Genomic DNA, 25,212 nt, shown 5'->3' on the forward strand with positions numbered 1-25,212 from the left:
TTCAAAATTCCCAAATTTGTAAAATAATTTTATGATTTATTGGTGTAAATTAACCTTGATAAACTGATACTGTTAACGATTTTTGATTTCTATTTCTTTATAATATTGAGTTTCTTTTTTTAAAATCTTCTTTGCTTCTTTTTTCATCCCTGCATACGTAGCAATACTATTGTCATTGCGATTAAAGCAATGATAATTCTCACCATCAAAGTCGTAAAAAACCGTATTACTTATACTTCTATCAAGATTAATTAACTGAAATTTAGTATCATGTAGCAGCTCACTTTTTTCTTCGTTTAACCCCATTAAAACTGGTTTAATTTCATTTAAATAATTTGAATATATTTCAGTTATTACCAAATTGAATTTAGCAATTGTATGAACATAAGAAATATATGGTAAATGTCCAAATTCATTATATATATCTACCTTTAATTCCCTTATCTCTTCTTTCAATGATTTTTTGAGGTCAAAATGAGGCATTGATAATATGTCATCCAAATCAAAATAAGCTCTTTGATCATGAATATTTACTGGCAAATGACCATGTTGAGAGTAATTCCTCAAATGCAATAAAAATCTATATGAGAAACATTCATCGTATGGCTTACTCAGAATTCTAAGTTTAAATGAATCAAAGGTTTCTTTGGGTAAGAAATTTTTCATACAAACTTCTATTGATTCAGTTAAAGTTTTAGCCGAACTAATCAAATTTATTGTTAAAGCATTTATTTGATAATAATACTGGTCTTCCGTTAAGTCGTTGTCTAATCTTTCAATCAAATCATTGGTGTAAAGTGTGAAGTGATCAAGCAAATTTTTTAAATTATATCTGAATACATAAAATAGTTTATCTAGTTCTATAATATGACGAGTTAACTCGACATATTTCGAAAATATTTTTTTATCAGATTCGCTGATTACAGATAATAATTCCTCAATCTTACTTTTTAGTTCGGTCTCATCAAAATCTGTCAAAAAAAATATTGTATCCTTTTTCATGAATTATTATCTCCTACTACTAGAATATAAGTTATTTTCTAAATCACAATGTAACATGTAACATATGCCTATACCCTAGTATCACATTTTCTTTATCTCATTATACCAATATTTATATGTGTAACATAAGGGGGTAAAACAAATATTGTACCCTTACTTGACTACTCATAGTCAAGTTCGTATGTTATCTGCTGAATGATCTTAATTATTTTTAGGTGGTTCAACTTAAGATGTTACCTCCCTCCCACAATTTCGACCAATTGCTTTCTTGTCATACCGATTTTGTTGAGTTATAACTCTCTAATCGATTCTGTTCATCCAATTTCTTTTCTAATTAAATCTGTTTGATAAAGCTCTTAATAATACTATTTTATCCAAGAATATTCGTTAATCAATAGTTTTCTTCGAAATTGGATTTATTCCCCATTGGTGCTACTTTTGGTGTTACTTTCCTCATGCAAAATCAAAAAAAGCTAGAAATACCTCCAAACAGGTATTTCTAGCTTATAACATTTGACTTACCCCACTGACCCTTCCATCTCATAACTGATCAATCGATTCAATTCGACTGCGTATTCCATTGGAAGTTCTTTGGTGAAGGGTTCTACGAATCCCATGACGATCATTTCTGTGGCGGTTTCTTCATCTAGTCCGCGGCTCATGAGGTAGTAGAGTTGTTCTTCTGATATTTTAGAGACTTTTGCTTCGTGTTCCAGGGCGACGTTTGCGTTGTGGATCTCGTTGAACGGAATGGTGTCAGATTTCGACTTGTCATCCATGATGATCGTGTCACACTCGATGTGCGAGATTGATCCGCCGGAATTTTTTCCGAAGGTCACTTGTCCACGGTAGTTCACTTCTCCGCCGTCTTTGGCGATGGATTTTGATACGATCGAGCTGGATGTATTCGGTGCATTATGAATCATTTTCGCGCCTGTATCCTGGACTTGTCCTTCTCCTGCCATGGCGATAGACATAGTCGTTCCACGAGCGCCGCGTCCGTTTAGGTGGATACTTGGATATTTCATGGTTGTTTTGGCACCCAGGTTTCCATCGATCCATTCAACCGTTGCGCCTTCTGCGGCTGTGGCCCGTTTGGTTACCAGGTTATACACGTTATCTGACCAGTTCTGGATGGTTGTGTAACGGCAGTACGCATCTTTTTTAACGATGATTTCAACAACTGCGGCATGTAGGGAACTTTCTGAAAAGGTTGGTGCAGTACAGCCTTCTACATAATGCACACTTGCCCCTTCGTCTACGACGATCAGCGTCCGTTCAAATTGCCCCATTGCTTCATCATTGATACGGAAATACATTTGCAGCGGTACGTCACAGCGCACGCCTTTTGGTACATAGATGAAGGTTCCACCTGACCAGACAGCAGAGTTCAGTGCTGCCAGTTTATTGTCAGTTGGTGGTACAACGGTTCCAAAGTGTTCTTTGAAGATTTCCGGATATTCTTTTAAGGCTGAATCCGTATCGGTAAAAACAATGCCCAGTTTTTCATATTCTTCTTTCATGTTGTGGTAAACCACTTCTGATTCATACTGTGCGCCGGATCCGGCTAGGAATTGTCGTTCAGCTTCAGGAACGCCTAGACGGTCAAAAGTTTCTTTGATTTTGTCTGGTACATCATCCCAGCTGCGTTCTGGTCGTTCACTGGATTTGCGGTAATACGTAATGTTATCAAAATCCACCTCTGACAGATCTGCGCCCCATTCTGGCATTGGGCGTTTCAAAAAGTGGTCATAGGATTTCAGACGGTAATCGAGCATCCATTGCGGTTCTTCTTTCCGTTTGGAAATGTCTCTGATGATGTCTTCGGTCAGTCCTTTACCGGTATCGTAAATCGACTCGATATCATCGTGGAACCCGTATTGGTATTCGCTTTTTTCTGGTACATTCACCATGTGTGCGTTCCCCTCTCGTGATTGGTTGTTCTCTGTAAGTATTCGTTCATCAGTTTTATTCAGTCATATCTTCGTGCTTTAGCTGACCGTCCACACCAGTACCTTGGTTTGCCAAGGCTTTTTCCAGGGCTTTCCAGGATAGTGTGGCACATTTGATTCGGGCTGGGAATTTGGATACGCCTGACAGCATCATTGCGTCTCCTAGTTCTTGTTCATGCTCGACATCATTGCCTTGGACGACTTGCGAAAACTCTTCTGACAACTTCAGTGCTTCTTCAACAGGCTTTCCAATAATTGCCTCGGTCATCATACTGGCACTGGCCATGGAGATGGTACAGCCGCTGCCGTCAAAACGGACATCTTTTACGATACCGTCCTGGACATTGAGCTGGACTTGAATGACATCTCCACAAGTCGGATTTCTCAGTTCGATTTGGGTGGTCGTTTCATCCAGTACGCCCCTTCTTCTCGGTGACTGAGAATGATCTAATATGACTGCTCGATATAATTGATCTAGTTTAGTTAAGGCCATTTAAGAAAAACTCCTTCGTGGCAATAATCGCTTCTACGAATTTGTCTGCATCGGCTTTCGTGTTGTACAAGTAAAAACTCGCTCTGGTTGTTGCCGGCTGGTTCAGATACGTCATCAAAGGTTGTGCACAGTGGTGTCCTGTTCTGACAGCGACTCCTTCCATATCCATCGCCGTTGCGACATCATGGGGATGAATACCATCAATATTGAATGAAATAACACCTGTTCTGTGTGCAACATCTTTGGGTCCAAAAAGCGTCAACCCATCAATGGCTTCTAATTTCGGTATAATGTATTCTACGATTTCCCGTTCATGCTGCATGATGTTGTCCATACCGATGTTATTCAGGTAACGGATCGCTGCCGCTAATCCGATCGCGCCGGCGATATTAGGCGTGCCCGCTTCAAATTTCCAGGGTAGTTCTTTCCATGTACTATCTTGTTCTTCAACGAAATCGATCATCTCACCACCGAATTCGATCGGCTCCATTTGTTCGAGTAATGCACGTTTCCCATATAATACACCAATGCCAGTAGGTCCCAGCATCTTATGCCCACTGAAAGCATAAAAGTCTGCATCCAGCGCTTGTACGTCCACTGGCATATGCGGAACGGCTTGAGCACCATCGACGACCAAATAGCCGTTTTGTTCATGAATCCAATCGGAAATTTGCTTGATCGGATTCACGACACCGAGGACATTTGACACGTGTGTTAAGGAAACAATCTTTGTTTTATCAGTGATTTTATTTTTAACATCTTCCAGATCCAACTGTCCGTCTTCCGTTAACTCAATATATACAAGTTTAGCCTTTTTTTTCTTGGCTAACTGTTGCCAAGGGATAATATTGGAGTGATGTTCCATATAAGAGATCAGAATCTCGTCTTCTGGTTCAACGATCATTTCCCCAAAGCTTCTGGCTACCCAGTTCAAGGAAGTCGTTGTGCCTCGAGTGAACAAGACTTCAGCGGTTTCACTGGCATGGATGAATGCCCGAACGACTTCTCGTGATCTTTCATACTGACTTGTTGCGCGTTCAGCTAGTGTATGCACACCCCGGTGAACATTGGCATTGGAGGTATGATAGTAGGTCTCCAGTGCCTGCAGTACAGCTTCTGGTTTCTGCGTCGTTGCGGCATTGTCCAGATAGACTAATGGTTCATCATTGACGATTTGATTTAAGATGGCAAAATCATTTTTTAACTGTTCAAACTGTTCGAATGGAACGGTCATCTGCTGGTCAGCTTCCTTTCGATTGTTTCGACCAATTCATCTCGGATGGCTTTCAGTGGAATTGCTGAGATCACTGATCCCAGGAATCCTCTTATGACTAGTCTTACGGCTTCGCTTTTGGCGATTCCACGACTCATCAGATAGTACATTTCTTCTGGGTCCACTCGCCCAACTGAAGCAGCGTGTCCCGCTGTTACTTCGTTTTCATCGATTAATAAGATCGGATTTGCATCTCCGCGTGCTTTATCTGAAAGCATGAGGACACGGGATTCTTGCTGCGCATCAGATCCTTTAGCGCCTTTGATGATATGTCCGATCCCATTAAAGGTTAAGGTAGCACGATCTAAGATTACGCCATGCTGGAAGATATTCCCGGTAGTGTGGCTTCCGTAGCTGACAATATTTGAATCGACTACTTGTATTTGTTTGCCGCTGCTGATTGCTACAGCTTTCAAGTCTGACTGAGAACCGTCTCCAACTAGATTCGTATCAAAATCAGCAATGGTACTTCCATTATTCATTACACCGAGTGCCCAGTCGATTGAGGCATCCCGGAAAGTATGTCCGGCACGGTTAAAGTAGGTTGTAGTATTTTCGCCTAATTGGTCCACAGCGGAGAATTTGACTTGTGCCCCTTGTTTGGCCACGACTTCGACTAATATGTTCGCTGCGTTTTTCTCTTGTCCGGCGGTTAGGAATTTTTCTACATAATTGAAATTTGAATTCACATCCGCATAGATCAGAACATGCTTGATAAAGCTGTCTTCTACTAAACTATTTTGAATGAAGATGGCTTCTAATGGTTCTTCAACGACTACATTTTTTGGCACATATAAGAATAACCCCGAGTTCATAAATGCCGCATGAAAAGCAGTGACTTTATTCTTATCTGCTTTCACTGCCTGATGCATATAGGCTTCTTTGACAAGATCAGGATGTTCTTTTAAAGCAGTCTTGATATCGGTAAAAATGACGCCTTTTTCTTTTAACGATTCTGGTAATGTTTCAATTACAGATTCATTTCCCGCTTGAACGACTCTTGCGGCATCTGATTTATCTTCTATAAATTCAGTGATGTCGATTGCTTTTTGAGCAGGCGCACCTGTCAGGTCAGGGACTTGCCAGATCGGCCAGCGATTATACCGCAGACGTTCGATTACAGGAAGGTCTAATTCGTCTATTTTATCTAAGGAATCTAACCGTAACTGAGTCATCCATTCTGGTTCACCTAGTCCTTTTGAGAAGGCTGTAAGGGCATCTGCATATTCTACATACTGCTTTTCTTTTGTTACCATATGGTTTGCCTCCTCTTTTTTATTCGTGTTCTTCCACGTTATATTCAATTCCTAATTCTTCCATTAAACCTTTATAACCTTCTGCTTCTAATTGTTGTGCTAATTCTGCGCCGCCGGTTTTCACGACATGTCCATCCATCATAATGTGGACAACATCTGGAGTGATATAGTTTAATAATCTTTGATAATGCGTAATAATCAATGAGCCAAAGTTATCTCCACGCATTTCATTGACCCCTTTAGAAACGACTTGAAGGGCATCGATATCTAGGCCTGAGTCGATCTCATCCAAGATGGCAAAAGTCGGTTCGATCATCAATAATTGCAGAATCTCGTTCCGTTTTTTCTCTCCACCTGAGAAACCTTCATTCAAGTAGCGTTCTGCCATTTCTTCCGGCATATCTAGTAAGTCCATTTTTTCATCCAGCTTTTTGATGAACTCCATTACGCCCATTTTATTGTCATCATCTCGTCTTGAGTTGATTGCGGCACGCATAAATTCTGCATTGGTAATCCCTGCGATTTCACTTGGATACTGAACGGCTAAGAACAGACCGGCGCGAGCTCGTTCATCCACTTCCATTTCGAGGATGTTTTCGCCATCTAAAAGAACTTCCCCTTCCGTCACTTCATATGTCGGATGCCCCATGATCGCTGCAGAAAGTGTTGATTTCCCTGTTCCGTTCGGTCCCATGATCGCGTGGATTTCTCCCGTTTTCATTGTTAAGTTGACACCTTTTAAAATCTCTTTACCTTCAATGGATACATGTAGGTTCTTGATCTCTAATACTGCCATTATGTACCTTCCTTTTCTATGTGTTTTTTATTAGGAATAGAACTATGCAAACGTATTTACCCGTTACATATACTCCTTTATTTTAATGTAATTGAGAATGCATATCAAGGCGAATACGTCTCTTAAAATGAGGAGCTATGTAGAAAGGTTTTCGGTATAGGCTTTTTCAGATTATAAAAATTATTATCTAGTAAATAGGACAAAAATATTCGCTAAGATGTTTTTCAATACACTTCATGTACTGCACCTTCGACTATTCATTTGAAGTCCTATTCATATCTCACTCCATAATAAAAACGCCTCTTTACCCCCCTTATGCATCAGGAAATCTTGAAGACGTGTTTATTATAATCCACTCGTATAGAATTTATTATGAAGAAAAAGGAATCATATTGTCTCATTTTCGGTAGGGTCTTACACGGAGAGATCAAAAAGCATTAAAATGGAGGCAAGATTCTAACTGAAAATGATTATCTATGTATTTGATGATAATTTCCTTTTTAAATTAATTTGTTATCCAAGTTATCCATCCCAAAATAAATGGAATTTGATAAACTATAGCAATTATAGAAAGTATAGTAACCCATTTATTATATTTTCTCATTTGAGAATGTACTAGTATAAATATAGAAAACAAGACACCTACTAGTGGAATAATGTACGACAATACCAGTAAGATTATTGTTATTATAAATAACTTTGTATCTTTATTCTCTTTCATTAATCTCACACCTCCTTTTAAAAAATATATACAACAATACATCAATCCATATGACTTATTAGTTAAAATAGTATCATAAAATACAATAAAAATTAAAGTGCTATTTATAAAGTGTTTTTGCAACTACGCAAGAAAATACAATCTATGATTATGTGGGACATACTTAGCTACATGGGGTTTCAGATCTATTCATCCGTAATATTCACTTTTATCTATTTTCTATTATTTTAAGTAATTCCTATCCAATGTAGATGATTCGTATATAGAAATCTAGAGCTTAAATTCAAAAAATGCAGGTTTCAAGTCCAAAAAAACTGGATAGGTTACACTGAGTTGGACAGAAAAGATAAGGTGTGTATACTAAACACAACATACACAGGAGGAATGGATCATGTCTACTCGTCGTCCACGTCGAACTTATACAGAAGCATTCAAGAAGCAAATTGTTGATTTACACAAAGCAGGAAAATCAAGAAAAGAAATCATAGAAGAATATGACCTTACAGGATCTACTTTTGACAAATGGGTACGTCAACATAATCAAACCGGGTCATTCAAAGAAAAAGATAATTTAACACCGGAACAGAAAGAATTGAAAGAATTAAGAAAAGCCAATACCCAGCTTCAAATGGAAAATGATATTTTAAAGCAAGCGGCGCTGATATTCGGGCGAAAGTCGAAGTAATCAAACGCAATAAACATAAATATTCTATATCAGCGATGTGCCGTGCCCTTGAGATCAGTAGAGGATCTTATTATTATGAAGTAATAAAGAAAGAAAGTGATGCGGAACTTGAACAAGCGATCATCGAAGAATTTAGCAAAAGTAAAAACACTTATGGCACACGTAAACTGAAGAACCGATTGAAGAAGCGGGCATTTACCGTATCCCGTCGTAGAATTGGACGGATTATGAAAAAGTTTCATCTAGTATCCAAATATGATAAACCGTCATACAAACCGCAAAAGAGTGGCGTCAATCAAGCGAAGATTGAAAATACATTGAACCGAGAGTTCGATCAAGAGCAGCCGATGAAAGCGATCGTCACGGACTTGACTTATGTAAAAGTTGCCAACAAGTGGTTCTATGTCTGTTTTATTTTAGACCTGTTTAACCGCGAGATTATTGGATATTCCGCAGGACCGAACAAAACAGCTGACTTGGTCCTACAGGCTCTCGCTACAGTTAAAGGAGATCTACATACGGTCAACGTGTCCCATACTGACCGGGGAAAGGAATTCGACAACCATACCATTGATGAGTTACTGGACACCTTTGATATTGTGCGTTCGTTAAGTAGAAAAGGGAATCCTTACGACAATGCCGTAGCGGAGTCCACGTATAAATCGTTTAAGTTTGAATTTGTCTACGAGAACACATTCCATACACTCTATGAACTGCAAGTCCAACTGATGGACTATGTTCATTGGTGGAATCATTTCCGGCCACATGGATCATTGGACTACGAAACGCCTATCGATTATCGAAGAAGTTGGGAACAGGAACAGTCTGAAAGAAAGCTTACATGTCCTTCACCGATCAGTTGAGTGAGGGAAAGGAACTTAAACTGAATGGTCATTTACACCTTATAATTTTTGTTCAAAAAAGTGTTGACATACCATATGACATTTATCGTCACTTCAAGGTTGTATTGTGTTGTATCCATTACTCCATCATCAATTATTGGATAGATCATGTTAGGTAAGTTCAATACCGTGAACACTGCTATCCCGATAAATGCTACCCCTGAGTATTTAATATATTTTTTCAAGTTATTCTCCCTGTTCTTCATTTTGATGGAAGTCCGATATTAAATCCTCTTCCTGATACCTTTTTATATCTCGCTTCTAAGGAAAAGAATACTACTTCCCTTAAAATAAAGCTAGCAAGTTTTTATTAAACTTGAACTAAGTTTTTTCTTTTGAATTAAATGATCCTATGTAGAAAAGACGCCCGTTATATGCTATACTAGTGTCTCATATGGGAATGAATGTCTCCCAAGGCGTAGCCTAAACTGCTGAAAAGCTGATGACTTCTGTGATGAAATGCTTCATCCAGGAGTCTCGGCTTTTTTCTATGCTTTGATAGATTGGATCGAACTTTCATCTCATCATATTATCTGAGAGGATTGAAGAACATGTTAACGAGTTTTGCTTTAATTTTTATAGCTGGTTTAGCTTTAGGAGGGATATTTAAGAAGATCGCTTTGCCAGCATTGATCGGAATGATTATTGCGGGTGTCATCATGGGCCCGTATGCATTAGATATACTGGACGATTCTTTGCTTTCGATTTCAGCTGATTTACGAGAAATTGCTTTAGTTATTATTTTAACCCGTGCGGGACTTTCTTTGAATTTGGCTGAACTTAAAAAGATTGGCTGGCCTGCCATACTCATGAGCTTTGTTCCAGCATCATTTGAGATTGGTGCCATTACGTTACTAGCACCTTTATTGTTTAATCTGACTTATATAGAGGCAGCGCTGATGGGATCAGTTGTTGCAGCTGTATCACCGGCTGTTATTGTGCCTTTAATGTTAAGAATAAAAGATTCTGGTTATGGACAGAAAAGAGGTATTCCCCAGCTTATTTTAGCTGGCGCTTCTTTAGATGATATTTTTGTTATCGTACTGTTCACTTCCTTCTTGACCCTGGCTTCTGGGGGCGTTGTATCTGCAGGACACTTTTTAACGATTCCTGTATCCATCGTACTCGGTATTCTGGTAGGTGTTTTGACTGGTTTTGTCATTGGGAAGTTCTTTACGCTCATTCGAATGAATAATTCCGTAAAAGTTCTTGTACTGCTCAGCACTTCGTTTTTCTTGTTGGCTTTAGAGGACTGGTTAGCAGGTACTATTCCTTTATCCGGACTGCTTAGCATTATGAGTATGGGGATTGTCTTGAATCAATTGTACCCTGATCTCTCCAAGCGACTATCTGGAACGTATTCAAAACTTTGGATTGGCGCAGAAATCCTTTTGTTTGTATTAGTCGGAACAACTGTCGATTTAAGCTACGCCCTTTCTGCTGGAGTTGCTGCGATAATCTTGGTTCTTGGTGCTTTAGTCTTCAGAATGCTTGGCGTCTATCTCAGCTTGACACCTTCTACTTTGAACAACAAAGAGAAACTGTTCACGATGATTGCTTATACCCCCAAAGCAACTGTACAAGCTGCCATTGGTGGTGTACCTCTTGCCATGGGGCTAGCCAGTGGGCATTTAATCGTGACGGTAGCTGTACTTTCAATTTTGATTACTGCTCCCATCGGTGCTTTTATTATTGAACATACTTTTAAAAGGTTTCTCGAACGGAAGGAATTGAACTAAACCCATCATTTGTTTTTAATATTTGTCATTACTCAAGAAAACGATTTATTATGGAAAATCTATTTGTCATACAATTTATAAGTAAGGTATACTAAATACACTTATGAATGGTTTTTGAGAGGATGAGACAAAATGAAACCAGTTATCGGAATTCCTGGAAATATATTGACGAATTTCAGTCCACGGTATGAGAGCTTTCCAATTACTTACACGCCTCAAGGATTCGTGGAAGGACTCCATAGGGCTGGTGCTTTGCCTATTGTTTTCCCAATTTCAAATGAAGAGAATGCTAAACAATATGTCAAAAGTGTCGATGCCATTGTTCTAGCTGGTGGGCAAGATGTCTCTCCTTTAAGTTACGGTGAAGAACCTCATATCAAATTGCAAGATACCAACCTCGAACGTGATCGTTTTGAAATGGCCGTCATTAAAGAAGCTTGGGCAGAAAACAAACCTGTATTAGCTATCTGCCGTGGCTTACAGATTTTCAACGTGGCTCTTGGTGGCACACTCTATCAAGATGTCTCTATGTATCCCGACTTGGCTGTCCAGCATGTACAAGTCTCCACGCCAGAAACGGCTGCTCATTCTGTCAATATCGTGCAAGATTCTTGGTTAGGTCAATTATATGGAGCTCAAGCTAACGTCAACTCCTACCATCATCAAGCCATTAAAGAGTTGGCAGCTAGTTTACAGCCAGTAGCTTGGTCGAAAGATGGGCTTATTGAAGCCTTTGAAAGCAAAGACGATCAGCATATTACCATTGGCGTACAATGGCATCCTGAATTGATGATCAGACATAATCTATCGGCGCAAGGATTATTCGATGCTTACGTAGAAACTGTTAAGAACTGGTCACAAACAAAAGCATCACATTTATAGAAATAATTATTTATAAAAGAACAGTCAAGAGGGAGATTTAATCTTCCCTCTTGACTGTTCTTTTTTCAACTTTAAAAAGCTAATAATTGTACTCGGCGGCTCTATAAGAAATCTTTTTTCATGAAATATCTGGTTTCTCCTTCAGCAGGAGAATTTTCAATTTGAGCCAGAATGTTATATCCATTCTTTTGATAAAACACAGGGGCATTAAAACTCATTGTCTCTAGAAATGCATATTTACAATGCTTTTCTAAAGCAATCTTTTCAACTTCTTCTAATAATTTTGTTCCTACGCCTTTCCCTCTGGTATTCGCTTCTATATAGAAGAGCTCAACAGATAAATGATCCCAGTGGACATGACCGACGATTCTTCCCAATACTTTATTCGCTTCTTTATAGACAAAACTAACTTCTTCATAGCGCATATCCAGATCAGGCATTTTTTCTTTAGTGTATGCTTCAATACCCGCTAAGGTTTTTTCTCTATTTTCTTTATAAGGTGCTTGTTCAATTGACATAGGTTGACTCCTCACAAAACTAAGTTATTTACTATAAGCATCCTAGCTGATTTAAATTATATTGTCATATAAAATTTATTGAACTAAAATTCAAATTGAGCCTTTGATTATATAGACCTATAGCCTGTACTATCATAATCGTTTTTCTTACTTATTTTTTTCATCTTCAAAAAACTGCATAAAATCAGTATATAAGAGATCCGTATCAATGATGTAAGAACTGTGATCATGCTCTTTTATAATCTTCAAGGTGGCATCTGGAATTTGTTTTTCAATCGTTCGGTACACTGATCTATAGAACAGATCATTTTCTCCTGCTGTAATTAATGAGGGGATCCGTATCTTTTTCAATGCTTTCGGATCAATATTTGGTTCATTCAACATCAGATAGAATGCTGGATCTTTAGTTTCTTTATATTTCTGTTCTAAATACTGCAATGGTTTTTTCTTCCAGTCTTTTGGAGACAGGTTTGGGCTTAAGCTGGCTATTTTATTTAAATACACTTCTTGTCTGATTCCTAAGAGGAGGGCGATAATCCCGCCATCACTGAATCCAACGATATTGACTTCCTTTAGTCCTAACTGATTAATCAATAAATGAATATCTTCAGCCATATCATCATAATTAAACGTTGTCCCTGTTTTTGTACTTTTTCCATGCTCTCGGCTATCAACCGCATAAAGTGTAAATTGCTGTTGTAACTTTTCAGCAATTGTATCAAAAATATGATGATCTTCTCCATTTCCGTGCAACAAAAGCATAGGCGGTCCCTGACCACTAATTTCTACATTTAAATCCATTCCATTTCTAATATTTACCAGCATTATTTCTATTTCCTTTTTCAGTTCATTTCTTTAAGTATAAACCATTTTAATGCTTTTTCGAAATAAAAAAAGAATCAGGTTATTTTAAGAGAAAAATAACCTGATTCAATAAACTTCTTAGAGCTCATCATAACTATGATGCGTATTTAATTCTTGAATTTCACCTGTTTGGAAGTATACAATCCACTCAGAAATGTTTGTGATGTAGTCTCCAATTCTTTCAATGTACGTACTTGCCATAATATAGTCCGTAGCTCCAAGCACTAATTCAGGATCTTTTTTCATTTCTGAAATACAAGCTTCTTTGATGTCATGCGTCAAACTATCTACTAGATAATCATAATTCGCAATTTCAACAGCTTTCTCTGTATCATATTCAATGTAGGCAGTGATCACTTCTTCCCCCATTTTTTTGATTTTTTCTCCGGCATCTGAAATCATACCTTCAATCATGCTGTTTCTTTTGTTTCCTTTAACACGGATAGTAGATTTTGAAATACTGACAGCATGGTCACCCATACGTTCTAAGTCTGCGGAAGCTTTCATTACAGTAATAATTTTTCTAAGGTCCGTCGTTACTGGCTGCTGCAAAGCAATTAATTCAATACAAGCTTGTTCCAAGTCATGTTCGAACTGGTTGATTTCTTTATCTTCTTCAATAACGCCTTTAGCCAGTTCTTTATCGTGATTGACAAAAGCTTTGATAGATTTATAAATTGCTTCATTTACCTTGCATCCCATTTGATAAAACTTACGGTGCAATTGTTCTAATTCTTCATCATATGCTCTTCTCATAATCCATTCCCTCCTATTAATAAAAAGCTGTTACCTGCTATTATCCGAATCTACCAGAAATATAATTTTCTGTTTCTTCTTGATCTGGGTTTGTAAAGATTTTACGGGTATCACCATGTTCAATGATATGACCATTCAAGAAAAAGGCTGTTTCATCAGAGACACGGGAAGCTTGCTGCATATTATGTGTGACCATAACGATCGTATACTCTGACTTCAAATCTGAAACCAATTCTTCGATTTTAGCTGTAGAAATTGGATCCAAGGCACTAGTGGGCTCGTCCATTAACAAGACTTCTGGTCCAACTGCCAAGGCTCTAGCGATACAGATTCTTTGTTGTTGTCCTCCTGAGATAGAAAGGGCATTTCGATCTAAATAGTCTTTCACTTCATCCCATATTGCGGCTTGTTTTAAGCTGCGCTCAACAATTTCATCTAGTTCTTTTTTGTTTTTGATTCCATGTGTACGTGGTCCATATGCTATATTATCATAAATACTTTTTGGAAAGGGGTTTGGTTGTTGGAACACCATTCCTACCTTTTTACGGAGTTGGTTGACATCTGTTTTAGGATCATAAATATTTTTACCATCTAACTCAATGGTTCCTTCGATCCGACAAGTCTCGATCAAGTCATTCATTCTATTTAGTGATTTAATAAAAGTAGATTTACCACAACCGGATGGTCCGATAAATGCTGTGATTTTTTTCTCGGGAATGGCTAAGTCCAATCCATGTAAGGCTTGAAAATCTCCATACCATAATTTCAAGTCTTTTACTTCCATTTTATATGTTGGTGTAGACATCTATTTTCCTCCTTTAGATAAACGGGCACTAACTAATGTAGATAAGCCATTCAGGATTAAGACAAACAGTAATAAGACAACTGCTGTAGCATAGGCTTGATCAACATGGAACCCTTCGTTAGACAATACGAACATGTGCAGTGCGAGTGTTCTACCTGAACTGAACAAGCCGCCTGGAATATTAGAAGCAGAGCCTAATGTATAAAGGAGTGCTGCTGTTTCACCGATTACACGTCCAGTAGCTAAAATAATTCCTGATAGAATTCCCGGCATGGCAACTGGAAGCACAACTGTAAAGATCGTTCTCAATTTGCCGGCACCCAGAGCGTAACTAGCTTCTCTAATCGGGCGCCCAGTAGAAATCAGGGCTTCTTCAGTTGCTCGAATGATTAAAGGAAGCGACATGATCACTGATGTCAAAATCCCTGCAATCAGAGAAAGTCGGAAACTCAAGAAAGTTACAAAGAATAAAAAACCAAATAAACCATATACGATAGAAGGAACAGCAGCTAATGTGTCTGTCGCCATACTAACAGCTTTTACAATAGGATTTTTACGATTCGCATATTCAACTAGATAAAAACCTGTAAAGACACCGATTGGAGTTGTAACCAGCAAGGTTCCTCCAACTACATATAAAGTGGTAATGATTGCCGGCATCATAGATACGTTTTGGGAAGTGGAATTCCAGGCAAATAAGTCAGGCGTAAGAAATCTTACTCCGTTTATTAGAATAAAGATAATGACATATCCCAGCATTCCAAACGTTATAGCCGCTGAAAGATAAACGAACCCTCTTATGATTTTTGCGCTCATAACTATTTTGCCTCCTTATTTTTAAAGTAAAGAAAAATTGAATTGATCAGTAAAATAAAGCCGAATAATACAACAGCTGTAGCAATTAGTGCTTCTCTGTGTTCACCAGTTGCATATGCCATTTCAATAACGATATTCGTTGTCAAGGTTCGAACGCCTGAAAGAAGACTATCAGGTATGATTGCCTGATTTCCGGCAATCAACACGACAGCCATTGTTTCCCCGATCGCACGACCGATTCCTAAAATGATACTGGATATAATTCCAGACTTGGCAGCAGGGAGTAACACCCTGAAAATACTTCTTTCATGGGTAGCACCTAAAGCTACACTACCTGTATAGTAAGTACGCGGTACAGCACGCAGAGCAGACTCAGAAAGACTGATTACCGTCGGCAGGATCATAATTCCTAGTAGAATCGAGGCAGTAAGTACGCTATACCCATTTCCGCCAAAATACTGTCTAATCAGTGGTGTGAAAACCTGCAAAGCAAAGAATCCATAGACAATTGAAGGAATGGCAGCCATTAAATTTACAGCTGGTTTTAATATTTTATATAAAAACGACGGGCAAAATTCTGCCATAAAAATTGCTGTCAGTACTCCAATCGGCACCCCGACAACTGCAGCGCCTATAGTAACATAGATAGATCCAATAATCATTGGAAAAATTCCATATGAAGCTGGTGCATTAGTAGGCGTCCACTCCATGCCAAAAATAAAATTGAAAAATCCATAATCAAGCATAAACGGAACACCGTTAGCAAAAATAAATATTACAATTAATAATAGTGCAACTATAGAGAAACAAGCCGAAAGAAAAAAGATTCCCTTCATAACCATTTCTTTACTATTTTTCAATATTAAGCATCCTTTCCAGAGTAAAGATAAGTACGTTTATGTTCATAATAACCAATAAGATCGACAAAATCTACGCTATACACTTACTTATCTAAACTGTACAATATACACGCAAAAAAGGTATGGAACCGAATTGAACTCAATCCGGTTCCACCCCTCTATTACTCATTTCAAATTATTTAATTGTAGACTACTGACTACACACTTTATAAGATCGATAACAAGGGGAGACTTATTAAGTGATAATCTCATATCAATGCAGGAATAAAGATTATTCCATTACGTCATCCCAATTTGTGATTTCTCCAACGAAGATTTGACGAACTTGATCTAAAGTCAATCCTTCTAGAGGGTTGTCGTTATTTACAACCACTGCGATTCCATCATTAGCGATCGCTTCAACAGTTAAACTAGCAGCTTCTTCTTCTGACAATTCACGAGATGCCATCCCAATATCTGCAGTTGCGTCTTGTGCAGCAGTTACCCCAGCACTTGAACCAGTAGCAGAGATTTCAAATGTAACATCTGGATAAATTTCTGTGAATGCTTCAGAGATTACTGTAGCAACGGGTTCTACTGAAGTAGATCCTGCAAGACTGATTGTTCCTTCGATACCTTCAGCTTCTTCGTATGCAGCAGCATCAGGTTCTACAGGGATGTAACCTTCTTCTTCAACAAGTGCTTGACCTTCCGCACTAAAGATGAAGTCCCAGAATTCTTGTGCTTGTGGAGTTAAGTCTTCCCCGTAAGCCATGTTGAATGGACGAGCGATTGGATAAGTGCCATCAGCTACTGTATCATGTGTTGGTTCTACATCATCAATCATTACGCCTTTAACTGTATCATTTAAAGAACCTAATGAGATATAACCAATTCCGTTAATATCTTCAGATACGGCAGTGATTACGCCTTGAGTACCACTTTGGATAATTGCGCTTTGAGCAGTGTTGTCAGTTTCAGTGTCGCCATCTTCTACTAATACTCCAGTAATTTCGTTGAATGCTCCACGAGTACCTGAAGCTGTATCACGAGCTACTACAGTAATTGTTCCAGAAGTATCGAAATCTCCTGAAGCTTCGTCTGTTCCAGTACCTTCTGAATCAGATCCTCCATCTGCACATGCTGCCAGTAGTGCAGTTGCGCTTAATGCCATAATCCATTTTGATGCGTACTTAAGTTTCATTTTAAATCTCCTTTGATTTAATAATGTGATAGACAGTCGATCTTGTCCTCGGTTCCTATATTACAAGCTGAATGTTGATTCATTACTGAATTTATGTGTATTTAATGTAAACTTATGTAAATTTTTTGTAAATATATCATTCGCTTTCTTATTTACCTTTTAAAAACCCTTTACCTAAAAGCATCTGGACTAAATCTCCTTTGTAAAAAATAAAAGCTCTGAACATCTTTTTACTCAAATAATCCTTTTAAGTAAAGATAGATATTCAGAACTCTTTTACTATAGTTTATTTTTAAAAATTCAGTATGATAGGCTGCAGGAAATAAACGGCCAGTACAATTACTACAACACTGACTATATTCATCCAGAATCCAGCTTTAACCATATCCTCTATTTTTAATTCATTGGTACTGAATACTGCTGCATTAGGCGGTGTAGAGATCGGAAGCATGAAAGCACAGGAAGAAGCCAGCGCTACCACTGCCATGATGCCATAAGGCGCTACCCCAATACCTGCAGCTAGCCCCACACTGATTGGCATCAGCATATTCGATACTGCTGTATTAGACATGATTTCTGTCATGAATAAAATCGTAGCTGTCAGGATAATTAAGATGACCAGATAATTAAATTGTTCCAGATTAGATAAGACATCGCCGAACCAGCTTGTCAGCCCTGAAGATTCAAATGCTGCTGCTAATGACAGGCCGCCACCAAACAATAATAGTAATCCCCAAGACAAATGTTTCATATCGATCCAGTCTAGTATTCTGCCACCTTTTGAACTCGGAATCATAAACAACAGAACTGCTCCAGTCATAGATATCGTCGTATCAGATAATGCAAAAGGCAAAAAGCCGCCAAAAATCCACAAAGAGCCAATCAGACAAAAGATAACTGAAACCATTTTCTCTTCTATAGACATTGGTCCAAGATCTTTTAACTGCTGTCTGGCAAAATCCGAAGAAATTTCTCCATTTTGTTCAACTGGAAACTTGATTTTTGTAATGTAAAAATATAATACAACCATTAAAACTGTTGTCACTATAATCCCAAACAAAAACCAATCAGAAAATGTAATGTCCTGGTTAAGCATACTGTTTGCAACCGCAACGAAGGCGGCATTAGGAACTGAACCAACGATGGTAGCTAGTCCGCCAATAGACGCTGAATAGGCAACCATCAGTAATAATCCTTTTGAGAAGTTCTGAAGTGATTTTTCATTAAAGAATTTTTTCTCTTTGATTTCTGTAATCAATGCAATCGCGATCGGCAGCATCATCAAAGCTGTTGCTGCATTTGAGATCCACATGGATAAAAAGGCTGTTGCAAGTCCTACACCTAAAATAATCCGGTTGCTGCTTGTTCCTAGAATAGAGATAATCGACATGGCGATTCTTCTATGTAAATTCCATTTCTCGATGGCTATTGCAATGGTAAAGCCACCCATATACATAAATACAATAGGGTTTCCATAAGCCATTGTTGCAGTAGCCTGGTCTGCTCCACCTGTCAACGGGAGTAAAATAATGGGTAAAAGTGACGTTGCTGGTATAGGCAGAGCTTCAGTAATCCACCAGATTGCTACCCATGCAGTAACGCCAAGTACTGCTCGCGGCGAATTCTCTAAACCGGTAATGGAAGGTATAAAATATAATAGGAAAAATAATGATGGTCCCAGTATTAAGCCTGCTTTTTTTAAATTGAATTGCATTGTAACCACTCCTTAAATCTGATTATCATACGATTTTTCACTCTTGCTTAAACAACGAAATAGTGCACGTTCAGAATAAACATTCTGAGATGCACTATTTCTTAATTACCTTATTTACTTATTAAACAGAGTTTAAGCTCAAGTATATTTATTGAAACAACTTCCAGCGAGTCAAAAAGGTTAAGCTACTATCCTTGGTACTCGCCTTTAGTTGCAATATTGTTTTTCTCAACATCGTTAATAATGACCGTTATGGCATCTTTACTAGCACCTGTATGCGTTTCAACAGCTTTAACAATATCTTCTACTAGTCCCTTTTTTTGTTCATCAGTACGCCCTTTGATCATATCCACGTGAACGATTGGCATAGAACTCACTCCTTATGTTTAATTCACTCAATCATAGCATACTTCATATTTGGAAAACAGCTGGCTAAAATTTTAAAAGTATTTTGTCAAAATGCTTAATTTTAAAAAGTGAACCATTCAATATTACAATTAATATTTTGCATCTTCCCAAATGTTGTTTTGATTATTCAGAAACAGGTACAACAGCTCCGCCCCATGTTTCTAAAATATAATCTTGTGTTTCTTCACTATGCAAAACATCTACTAATTTTTGAACTGCTTCGCTATCAGCATCTTCTGAACGTACGGCAATAATGTTGGCATAAGGAGAATCTTCACTTTGGATTGCGATAGAATCTTCTACCGGGTTGATGCCATTATCTACTGCGAAGTTTGAATTAATAAATACAACGTCTCCTTCATCACTATTCAATAATTGAACCATAAGCGCTGGATCATAGTCGTACTGGAACTCAAGATTACGTTCGTTTTCAGCGATATCATCAAAGGTTGCTTCTGTAATATCTACACCTTCTTTAAGTGTAATCAACCCATGATCTTGTAAAATTTCTAAAATACGTCCATAATCTGGTGCGTTGCTGCTGACTAATATTTCTGCACCTTCGGGAAGGTCTTCCAGACTTTCATAACGTTGTGAATAAGCTGCGATTGGTTCAATATGAATTCCACCAGCATTCACAAAGTCATACCCATTTTCTTCTACTTCTGCATTAAAATAAGGAACATGCTGGAAGTAGTTCGCATCTAAGTCTCCATCTGCAAGTGCCTGATTGATCAGCGGATAATCGGTGTACGTTACAATCTCTAAGTCTACTCCCTCTTCTTCTAGTGTCGGTTTAACAAACTCTAGAATCTCTCCATGAGGTGTGTTCGTTGCCCCTACTGTTAAAGTTGTTGTTTCTTCTGAACCTGAACTTTCGCTAGACTCCTCGTTAGATGAATCACTTTCGTTTCCACAAGCACTTAACAACGCTACCGCTCCTGCAGATAATAAAACTTTCTTTAGTAATGATTTTGACATTTGATTTTCCTCCAAATAATTTTTTAGTTTTTTCCAATAGTTAGATATTACCTTTTATCAATCTTCTTAACGATGAAATCCCCTGTAGCTTGAAGTACAAAAACGATTGCTACAATCGTAACTGTTGCCACTAGCGTTACCGTATTACGACTTCGCTGGAATCCATCCAGATAAGCCATATTTCCTAACCCGCCAGCACCAATAATTCCTGCAATGGCTGAGAACCCGATCAGCGAAATAGCTGTTACGGTAATTCCTGAGATTAGTGATGGCAAACTTTCTGGTATCAGCACTTTAGTGATAATTTCCAGTTTACTGGCACCCATTGCCTCGGCTGCTTCAATAACGCCTCTATCTACATCTCTAAAGCTAGTTTCAACTAATCTGCCGTAAAATGGCGCTGCCGATAAAATCAGTGCCGGCAGGCCGGCAGTAGGGCCAGTCATTGTATCTAAAAGTGCCCGTGTAAATGGAATGAGTAAAACAATTAGTATAATAAATGGAATAGAACGAAATACATTGACAAGAAGTGTCGTAATATAATAAATAGCTTTTGCAACTTTGCCTTCTCTTTTATTTGTCTCGTATAGAATCAGTCCTAAAATCAACCCTAGAATCAATACAGCAACAAGGGAAGCGAACGTCATATATAGCGTATCCAATGTGTTCGTCCATAATTTAGCTGGTTCCACTTCTTCCCAGTTCGTATAGGACTGTATAATTTCTATAAAACTCTCTTCTTTACGCATAATCGATCACCTCGATTTCTATATGGTACGCTTTAATTTTCTGCAAAGCCTGCTCTATTGATTCAGTACTACCGGTAATCTGCACGTATAATGAGCCTAATGAAGTATCTTGTGACTCTTGGACACTTCCTTGGATGATATTGATGTCCACATCATATTCTCTTGATATTCTAGAAATAAAAGGACTTCTGACTTGATCTTCCAAAAAGACCAGCCGGGCTACTTTACCTTCTGGGTATTTCCGAGCCAGTTCATGTAAAATTGTTATGGTGTCTTCTGAATCGATATTCGTATCTTGTCGAATGAACTGTTTCGTAATCGTTTCTCTAGGATTTTTGAACACTTCTTTTACTTGACCTTCTTCTACTACTTTACCGTCACTCATTACAGCTACTCGGTCGCAGATCCTTCTAATGACTTGCATTTCATGAGTAATCAATACGATCGTTAAATTCAACTTTTTATTGATATCAAGCAAAAGCTCTAAGACATCTTCTGTCGTTTTCGGATCTAAAGCACTGGTTGCTTCATCACATAAGAGTACGGTAGGGTCATTGGCCAGTGCCCTGGCAATTCCAACACGCTGCTTTTGACCACCAGACAACTCGGAAGGATAAGCCTGTTCTCTTCCTTCGAGCCCAACTAATCTGATCAATTCAAGTGCGCGTTGTTTTCGTTTTGCTTTAGGTACACGCGCAATCTCCAGAGGAAAAAGAATGTTTTCCAATACCGTTCGACTCCAGAGTAAATTGAAATGCTGGAAGATCATCCCGATTTTCTGTCTTTCTTTACGTAATGTGGATTTCTTCAAAGTATTTAATGCTTTTCCTGCAAGTGATACTTCTCCGCTTGTCGGTTTTTCCAGTCCATTCAGCAATCTGAGCAGAGTACTTTTTCCAGCACCTGAGTATCCCACAATTCCATAAACTTCTCCGTCTTGAATAGCTATATTTACATTGTCTAATGCCGCAACATCAGCTTGTTTGGTTTTATAGATTTTCTTGATTTCTTTTAATTCGATCATGCTGCTTCCTCCTTTAAAAGTGGTGATAAACGAGTAAATTATTCATTTGTCTGCTTTTCAACTTATAAAATCAGAAAAAAAAAGCTTCTGTCCTATAGAATCTGATCATAGATTCCAAAGGACAAAAGCTTCAGCTCTCGTGTTACCACCTTTATTCGTCATATACTCGCGTATATCACCTCATCCAGTACTTAGACAATTCCTTAATCTGTATACTGCGGCACGATATCGGATGCATCCGGACCAAGCTTGTGAGTTATCATTCACCTGATCTGCTCAAAGATCATTTTCCATCCCGCCTGCATTGCCGCTTTTCACCAAATCACAGCTCTCTTTGAATGTTTCTTGGATGTACTCTTCTTTTCATCGCATTTAACTTCTATTAACATAATTTATTTGTTTTAAGTGATTTTTATATTATCAGTCTGTACTTTAGATGTCAAGCTTATTTTTTACTTTCCCAGGGATCGTTTGAAAATGTTTCGACAAAGGCTTGATCTACTCCACTTAATTCAATAATCCAATTCTCTTTTTTTTCAGGTGAATTCAGTAATTCCGGCTCATCTTCTACTTCTTCATGAACTGCCTTCACTTCTCCAGCTACTGGTATGGTCAGTTCGGTAACAGCTTTAGCTCCCTCAACGCCTAATAGCACATCTCCCGCTTCTAACTTTGTACCATATTCAGGAAGATCTACAAACATAACCTCACCAATATCATCTTGTCCTTTTTCAGATAAACCAATTCTATGATTTTCTCCTATTTTTTCGATCCATATCCCTGACTCATGATATTTAACTGTCATTTTGTGTTCTCCTTTTCTCCTGATATCCATACTTCTTCATATTCATTTTCTTTAAATCCAATTGTGCATTTATCTTGTTTTATAGCTAAGGGACGTTTGATCAACATACCGTTTTCTGAAAGCAGTTCTGCTGCTGCTTCTATCGACATATCTGATACTTTGTCTTTTAGCTCATATTCTCGATAGAGTTGTCCACTCGTATTAAAAAATTGTTTTAGTGGTCGGTTTGAATGTGTCATCAGTTTGATTAGTTCTTCTTTTGCCGGAGCTGTTTCTTTTAAATTGATAAATTCATAAGCAATATTCTGTTTTTCTAACCATTTTTGAGCTTTTTTACACGTTGTGCATGTTGGATGACAATAAAACTTCATTACAGATTGTTCCTCCCGCTGAAATCGTCTTTTACTATTATAATCTATTTGATCTAAAAGAAAAAGAGGGCAAACAAAAATGAAGCAAGCTCTGACAGCCACTTCATTTTCATTCTTTTAATACCGATTAGTTTATTCCGTTTCTCTTTTTTCATAGACTTCCTCTAATTCATCTTCTTTTAAACGGTTAACTTTGTACAGCTTTCTTTTCATAATTACTGTATCTGCTTCATTAGGATAACCTTCCCAAGAAGTATCTTCGAGCTGTTCTTGATGTTTCAGCTCTGATTCATATTCTGGTACAGATTTATGCTGCTGCCATTCAAAAATAATCACATTGAGTAACCCGCCCAATAAAATAATTATACTAGACAGATACAAGAATAGCATTAGGGCGATGAAAGCTCCAAACGTTGCATTTGCTACAGCATCTCCACCAGCAAAATTAAGATAGAATGAAAAACCTTGTACAAAAGTTAACCAGCCAATCGTTGTAAATAACGCCCCCGGGTAAGAATATTTGATAGATAAACTATGATTCGGAACAAATCGATAGACTATGAAGAAAACAGCAAACAAAATAACAATTAAAACAACATATCTTAAAACTAAAAATTCCCGAATAAACGGCATGCTTATTCCTACAAAATCTTGTACAAGATTCAGTATCTGTTCTCCAAATACAAACAGAAACACGGTCAAACCAATGACGACTAAAATGGCCATCATGACTAATACGGAAATAATTCTAGCTACAATAAAGTTGTTTTCTTGATCAACACCATAAACATCATTCAAGTTGTTTCTTAAGGTATTAATCACTCGGCTAGATGACCATATAGCTGCCAGCAAACCAAAAGAAATGGCTCCTCCACTAGCACTCTGCAGATAACTTTCAATCGTCGGTTCCAATACCTTATAAATATCAGCAGGAATCAGATCAGACATAAAACTTAAAACATCGCTAGTTGCCATAGGCAGCAATGGAATAATATTTGCGATAACCAGCAAAACGGGTAATAAAGATAATAGCAAAAAATAAGCCATTTCAGCGGCACTCTGAGTAACTTCAGCTCGCTGCCAGTTTGACTGCAGTACATGGATCAAACGAATCAGCTTTTGTTTATGCGGAATCTTTTCTTCAAACTTTTCCATTTTTAATTCACTTCCTTATTCTGTTAAGTACTCAACAGTTCTTTATATTATCATATCATAGAGTGCCCTCTAAGTAATATTGAAATGCATTAAAGCCACACACAGAAAAGAGGGCAAAATAAAAAGCCTTCTCAAGGCAAGGTCCTCGTGCTCTAACCACACCCGTTCATGGTCAAGCAGACTCTTCCTTAAAAGGCTGATATCTTGTTTTACTGATCGTGTAAATTGTATTCTGCAATAATCATTTGAATGCCTTCATCAATCGTTTTAGCTGTCATTTCTTTTTCTGCCTTGTACAAGACAGTTACTTGTTCATCTAAGAGTTGTCTAACTGTTCCGATAACCTTATTTTTCACTAATACTTCAAGTTCTGTTAATGAGTCTGACTGATTAGTGGTTTCCTTGATTTCTACTTCAATGTTTTTATTTCTATTAGCCATTTGAATCCTCCGTTTTTCAATCTTACCTATACTTATTCTTTCTCTTTAGCATACTTCAAACT

General features: G+C 37.9%; 25 protein-coding genes, 1 riboswitch and 1 other annotated feature. Of the genes, 3 read left to right on the forward strand and 22 right to left on the reverse strand.

Annotated features, from left to right (window positions below):
• Window positions 1-72: 72 nt before the first annotated feature.
• The 6 genes from BKP56_RS13245 to sufC form a co-directional block, all read right to left on the reverse strand.
• A complete protein-coding gene (locus BKP56_RS13245) occupies window positions 73-1,002 on the reverse strand; it encodes a hypothetical protein (RefSeq protein WP_072695749.1) in 930 nt (309 codons plus the stop codon).
• Window positions 1,003-1,520: 518 nt separating this feature from the next.
• Window positions 1,521-2,912 (reverse strand): Fe-S cluster assembly protein SufB, encoded by a 1,392-nt coding sequence (sufB, locus tag BKP56_RS13250; RefSeq protein ID WP_269466213.1) that lies wholly within the window; start codon window positions 2,910-2,912, stop codon window positions 1,521-1,523.
• Window positions 2,913-2,970: 58 nt separating this feature from the next.
• A complete protein-coding gene (gene sufU, locus BKP56_RS13255; RefSeq protein WP_072695753.1) occupies window positions 2,971-3,447 on the reverse strand; it encodes a Fe-S cluster assembly sulfur transfer protein SufU in 477 nt (158 codons plus the stop codon).
• Window positions 3,434-4,681, reverse strand: coding sequence for a cysteine desulfurase (locus BKP56_RS13260; protein ID WP_072695755.1), 1,248 nt, complete (start codon window positions 4,679-4,681; stop codon window positions 3,434-3,436). The genes sufU and BKP56_RS13260 overlap by 14 nt, the downstream gene beginning before the upstream one ends.
• On the reverse strand, window positions 4,678-5,976 hold the full coding sequence (gene sufD, locus BKP56_RS13265) for a Fe-S cluster assembly protein SufD (protein ID WP_072695757.1): 1,299 nt from the start codon (window positions 5,974-5,976) through the stop codon (window positions 4,678-4,680). The genes BKP56_RS13260 and sufD overlap by 4 nt, the downstream gene beginning before the upstream one ends.
• A 19-nt stretch (window positions 5,977-5,995) precedes the next feature.
• Window positions 5,996-6,772: a Fe-S cluster assembly ATPase SufC gene (gene sufC / locus BKP56_RS13270; protein WP_072695758.1), complete on the reverse strand. Its 777-nt coding sequence runs from the start codon at window positions 6,770-6,772 to the stop codon at window positions 5,996-5,998.
• Between the two features lie 1,112 nt (window positions 6,773-7,884).
• On the opposite strand from sufC, the gene BKP56_RS13675 reads away from it, so the two are divergent.
• The 3 genes from BKP56_RS13675 (at window position 7,885) to BKP56_RS13300 (ending at window position 11,701) form a co-directional block, all read left to right on the forward strand.
• Window positions 7,885-9,041, forward strand: a protein-coding gene (locus tag BKP56_RS13675; protein ID WP_232226902.1) for an IS3 family transposase whose coding sequence is annotated in 2 segments (ribosomal slippage) — window positions 7,885-8,170 and window positions 8,170-9,041 — 1,158 coding nt in all. Because the reading frame shifts where the segments join, the coding sequence is not laid out codon by codon here.
• Between the two features lie 426 nt (window positions 9,042-9,467).
• Window positions 9,468-9,539, forward strand: a riboswitch (Fluoride riboswitch).
• 44 nt (window positions 9,540-9,583) lie between these two features.
• Complete coding sequence (locus tag BKP56_RS13295; protein ID WP_232226903.1) at window positions 9,584-10,819, forward strand: cation:proton antiporter; 1,236 nt, start codon at window positions 9,584-9,586, stop codon at window positions 10,817-10,819.
• 132 nt (window positions 10,820-10,951) lie between these two features.
• Entirely contained in the window at window positions 10,952-11,701 is a 750-nt protein-coding gene (locus tag BKP56_RS13300) for a gamma-glutamyl-gamma-aminobutyrate hydrolase family protein (protein WP_072695769.1), read from the forward strand.
• 101 nt (window positions 11,702-11,802) lie between these two features.
• Here BKP56_RS13300 and BKP56_RS13305 read toward each other — a convergent pair whose 3' ends face one another.
• The 16 genes from BKP56_RS13305 to BKP56_RS13380 all read right to left on the reverse strand — a co-directional run bounded on the left by BKP56_RS13305 (window position 11,803) and on the right by BKP56_RS13380 (window position 25,150).
• Window positions 11,803-12,219, reverse strand: coding sequence for a GNAT family N-acetyltransferase (locus tag BKP56_RS13305; protein ID WP_072695771.1), 417 nt, complete (start codon window positions 12,217-12,219; stop codon window positions 11,803-11,805).
• Between the two features lie 147 nt (window positions 12,220-12,366).
• Window positions 12,367-13,044, reverse strand: a complete 678-nt coding sequence (locus tag BKP56_RS13310) for an alpha/beta fold hydrolase (protein WP_072695773.1) — start codon at window positions 13,042-13,044, stop codon at window positions 12,367-12,369.
• 117 nt (window positions 13,045-13,161) lie between these two features.
• Complete coding sequence (phoU, locus tag BKP56_RS13315; protein ID WP_072695776.1) at window positions 13,162-13,839, reverse strand: phosphate signaling complex protein PhoU; 678 nt, start codon at window positions 13,837-13,839, stop codon at window positions 13,162-13,164.
• Between the two features lie 40 nt (window positions 13,840-13,879).
• Complete coding sequence (gene pstB / locus BKP56_RS13320; RefSeq protein WP_072695778.1) at window positions 13,880-14,644, reverse strand: phosphate ABC transporter ATP-binding protein PstB; 765 nt, start codon at window positions 14,642-14,644, stop codon at window positions 13,880-13,882.
• A complete protein-coding gene (pstA, locus tag BKP56_RS13325; protein WP_072695780.1) occupies window positions 14,645-15,460 on the reverse strand; it encodes a phosphate ABC transporter permease PstA in 816 nt (271 codons plus the stop codon).
• 2 nt (window positions 15,461-15,462) lie between these two features.
• On the reverse strand, window positions 15,463-16,302 hold the full coding sequence (gene pstC, locus BKP56_RS13330) for a phosphate ABC transporter permease subunit PstC (protein ID WP_072696214.1): 840 nt from the start codon (window positions 16,300-16,302) through the stop codon (window positions 15,463-15,465).
• 289 nt (window positions 16,303-16,591) lie between these two features.
• Window positions 16,592-17,503: a substrate-binding domain-containing protein gene (locus BKP56_RS13335; RefSeq protein WP_072695782.1), complete on the reverse strand. Its 912-nt coding sequence runs from the start codon at window positions 17,501-17,503 to the stop codon at window positions 16,592-16,594.
• A 292-nt stretch (window positions 17,504-17,795) separates the two neighbouring features.
• On the reverse strand, window positions 17,796-19,217 hold the full coding sequence (locus BKP56_RS13340) for an SLC13 family permease (RefSeq protein WP_072695784.1): 1,422 nt from the start codon (window positions 19,215-19,217) through the stop codon (window positions 17,796-17,798).
• Between the two features lie 188 nt (window positions 19,218-19,405).
• Window positions 19,406-19,585: a 2-hydroxymuconate tautomerase gene (locus BKP56_RS13345; protein WP_072695786.1), complete on the reverse strand. Its 180-nt coding sequence runs from the start codon at window positions 19,583-19,585 to the stop codon at window positions 19,406-19,408.
• A gap of 163 nt (window positions 19,586-19,748) precedes the next feature.
• On the reverse strand, window positions 19,749-20,606 hold the full coding sequence (locus tag BKP56_RS13350; protein WP_072695788.1) for a MetQ/NlpA family ABC transporter substrate-binding protein: 858 nt from the start codon (window positions 20,604-20,606) through the stop codon (window positions 19,749-19,751).
• Between the two features lie 47 nt (window positions 20,607-20,653).
• The gene (locus BKP56_RS13355) at window positions 20,654-21,355 is read right to left on the reverse strand and encodes a methionine ABC transporter permease (protein WP_072695790.1); all 702 of its coding nucleotides are present in this window, start codon (window positions 21,353-21,355) and stop codon (window positions 20,654-20,656) included.
• The gene (locus tag BKP56_RS13360; RefSeq protein ID WP_072695792.1) at window positions 21,348-22,379 is read right to left on the reverse strand and encodes a methionine ABC transporter ATP-binding protein; all 1,032 of its coding nucleotides are present in this window, start codon (window positions 22,377-22,379) and stop codon (window positions 21,348-21,350) included. The genes BKP56_RS13355 and BKP56_RS13360 overlap by 8 nt, the downstream gene beginning before the upstream one ends.
• A 114-nt stretch (window positions 22,380-22,493) precedes the next feature.
• Window positions 22,494-22,755 (reverse strand) — a binding site (T-box leader).
• 69 nt (window positions 22,756-22,824) lie between these two features.
• Window positions 22,825-23,184 (reverse strand): glycine cleavage system protein H, encoded by a 360-nt coding sequence (locus BKP56_RS13365; protein ID WP_072695794.1) that lies wholly within the window; start codon window positions 23,182-23,184, stop codon window positions 22,825-22,827.
• Window positions 23,181-23,555 (reverse strand): arsenate reductase family protein, encoded by a 375-nt coding sequence (locus BKP56_RS13370; protein ID WP_072695796.1) that lies wholly within the window; start codon window positions 23,553-23,555, stop codon window positions 23,181-23,183. Before BKP56_RS13370 ends, BKP56_RS13365 begins: the two co-directional genes overlap by 4 nt.
• A gap of 132 nt (window positions 23,556-23,687) precedes the next feature.
• Window positions 23,688-24,710, reverse strand: a complete 1,023-nt coding sequence (locus tag BKP56_RS13375) for a YihY/virulence factor BrkB family protein (RefSeq protein WP_072695798.1) — start codon at window positions 24,708-24,710, stop codon at window positions 23,688-23,690.
• Window positions 24,711-24,919: 209 nt separating this feature from the next.
• Window positions 24,920-25,150 carry a DUF2969 family protein gene (locus BKP56_RS13380; protein WP_072695800.1) on the reverse strand — a complete coding sequence of 77 codons (231 nt, stop codon included), beginning with the start codon at window positions 25,148-25,150 and terminating at the stop codon, window positions 24,920-24,922.
• Between the last annotated feature and the right edge of the window lie 62 nt (window positions 25,151-25,212).

Source organism: Marinilactibacillus sp. 15R (assembly GCF_001895285.1).
GTDB lineage: Bacteria > Bacillota > Bacilli > Lactobacillales > Carnobacteriaceae_A > Marinilactibacillus > Marinilactibacillus piezotolerans.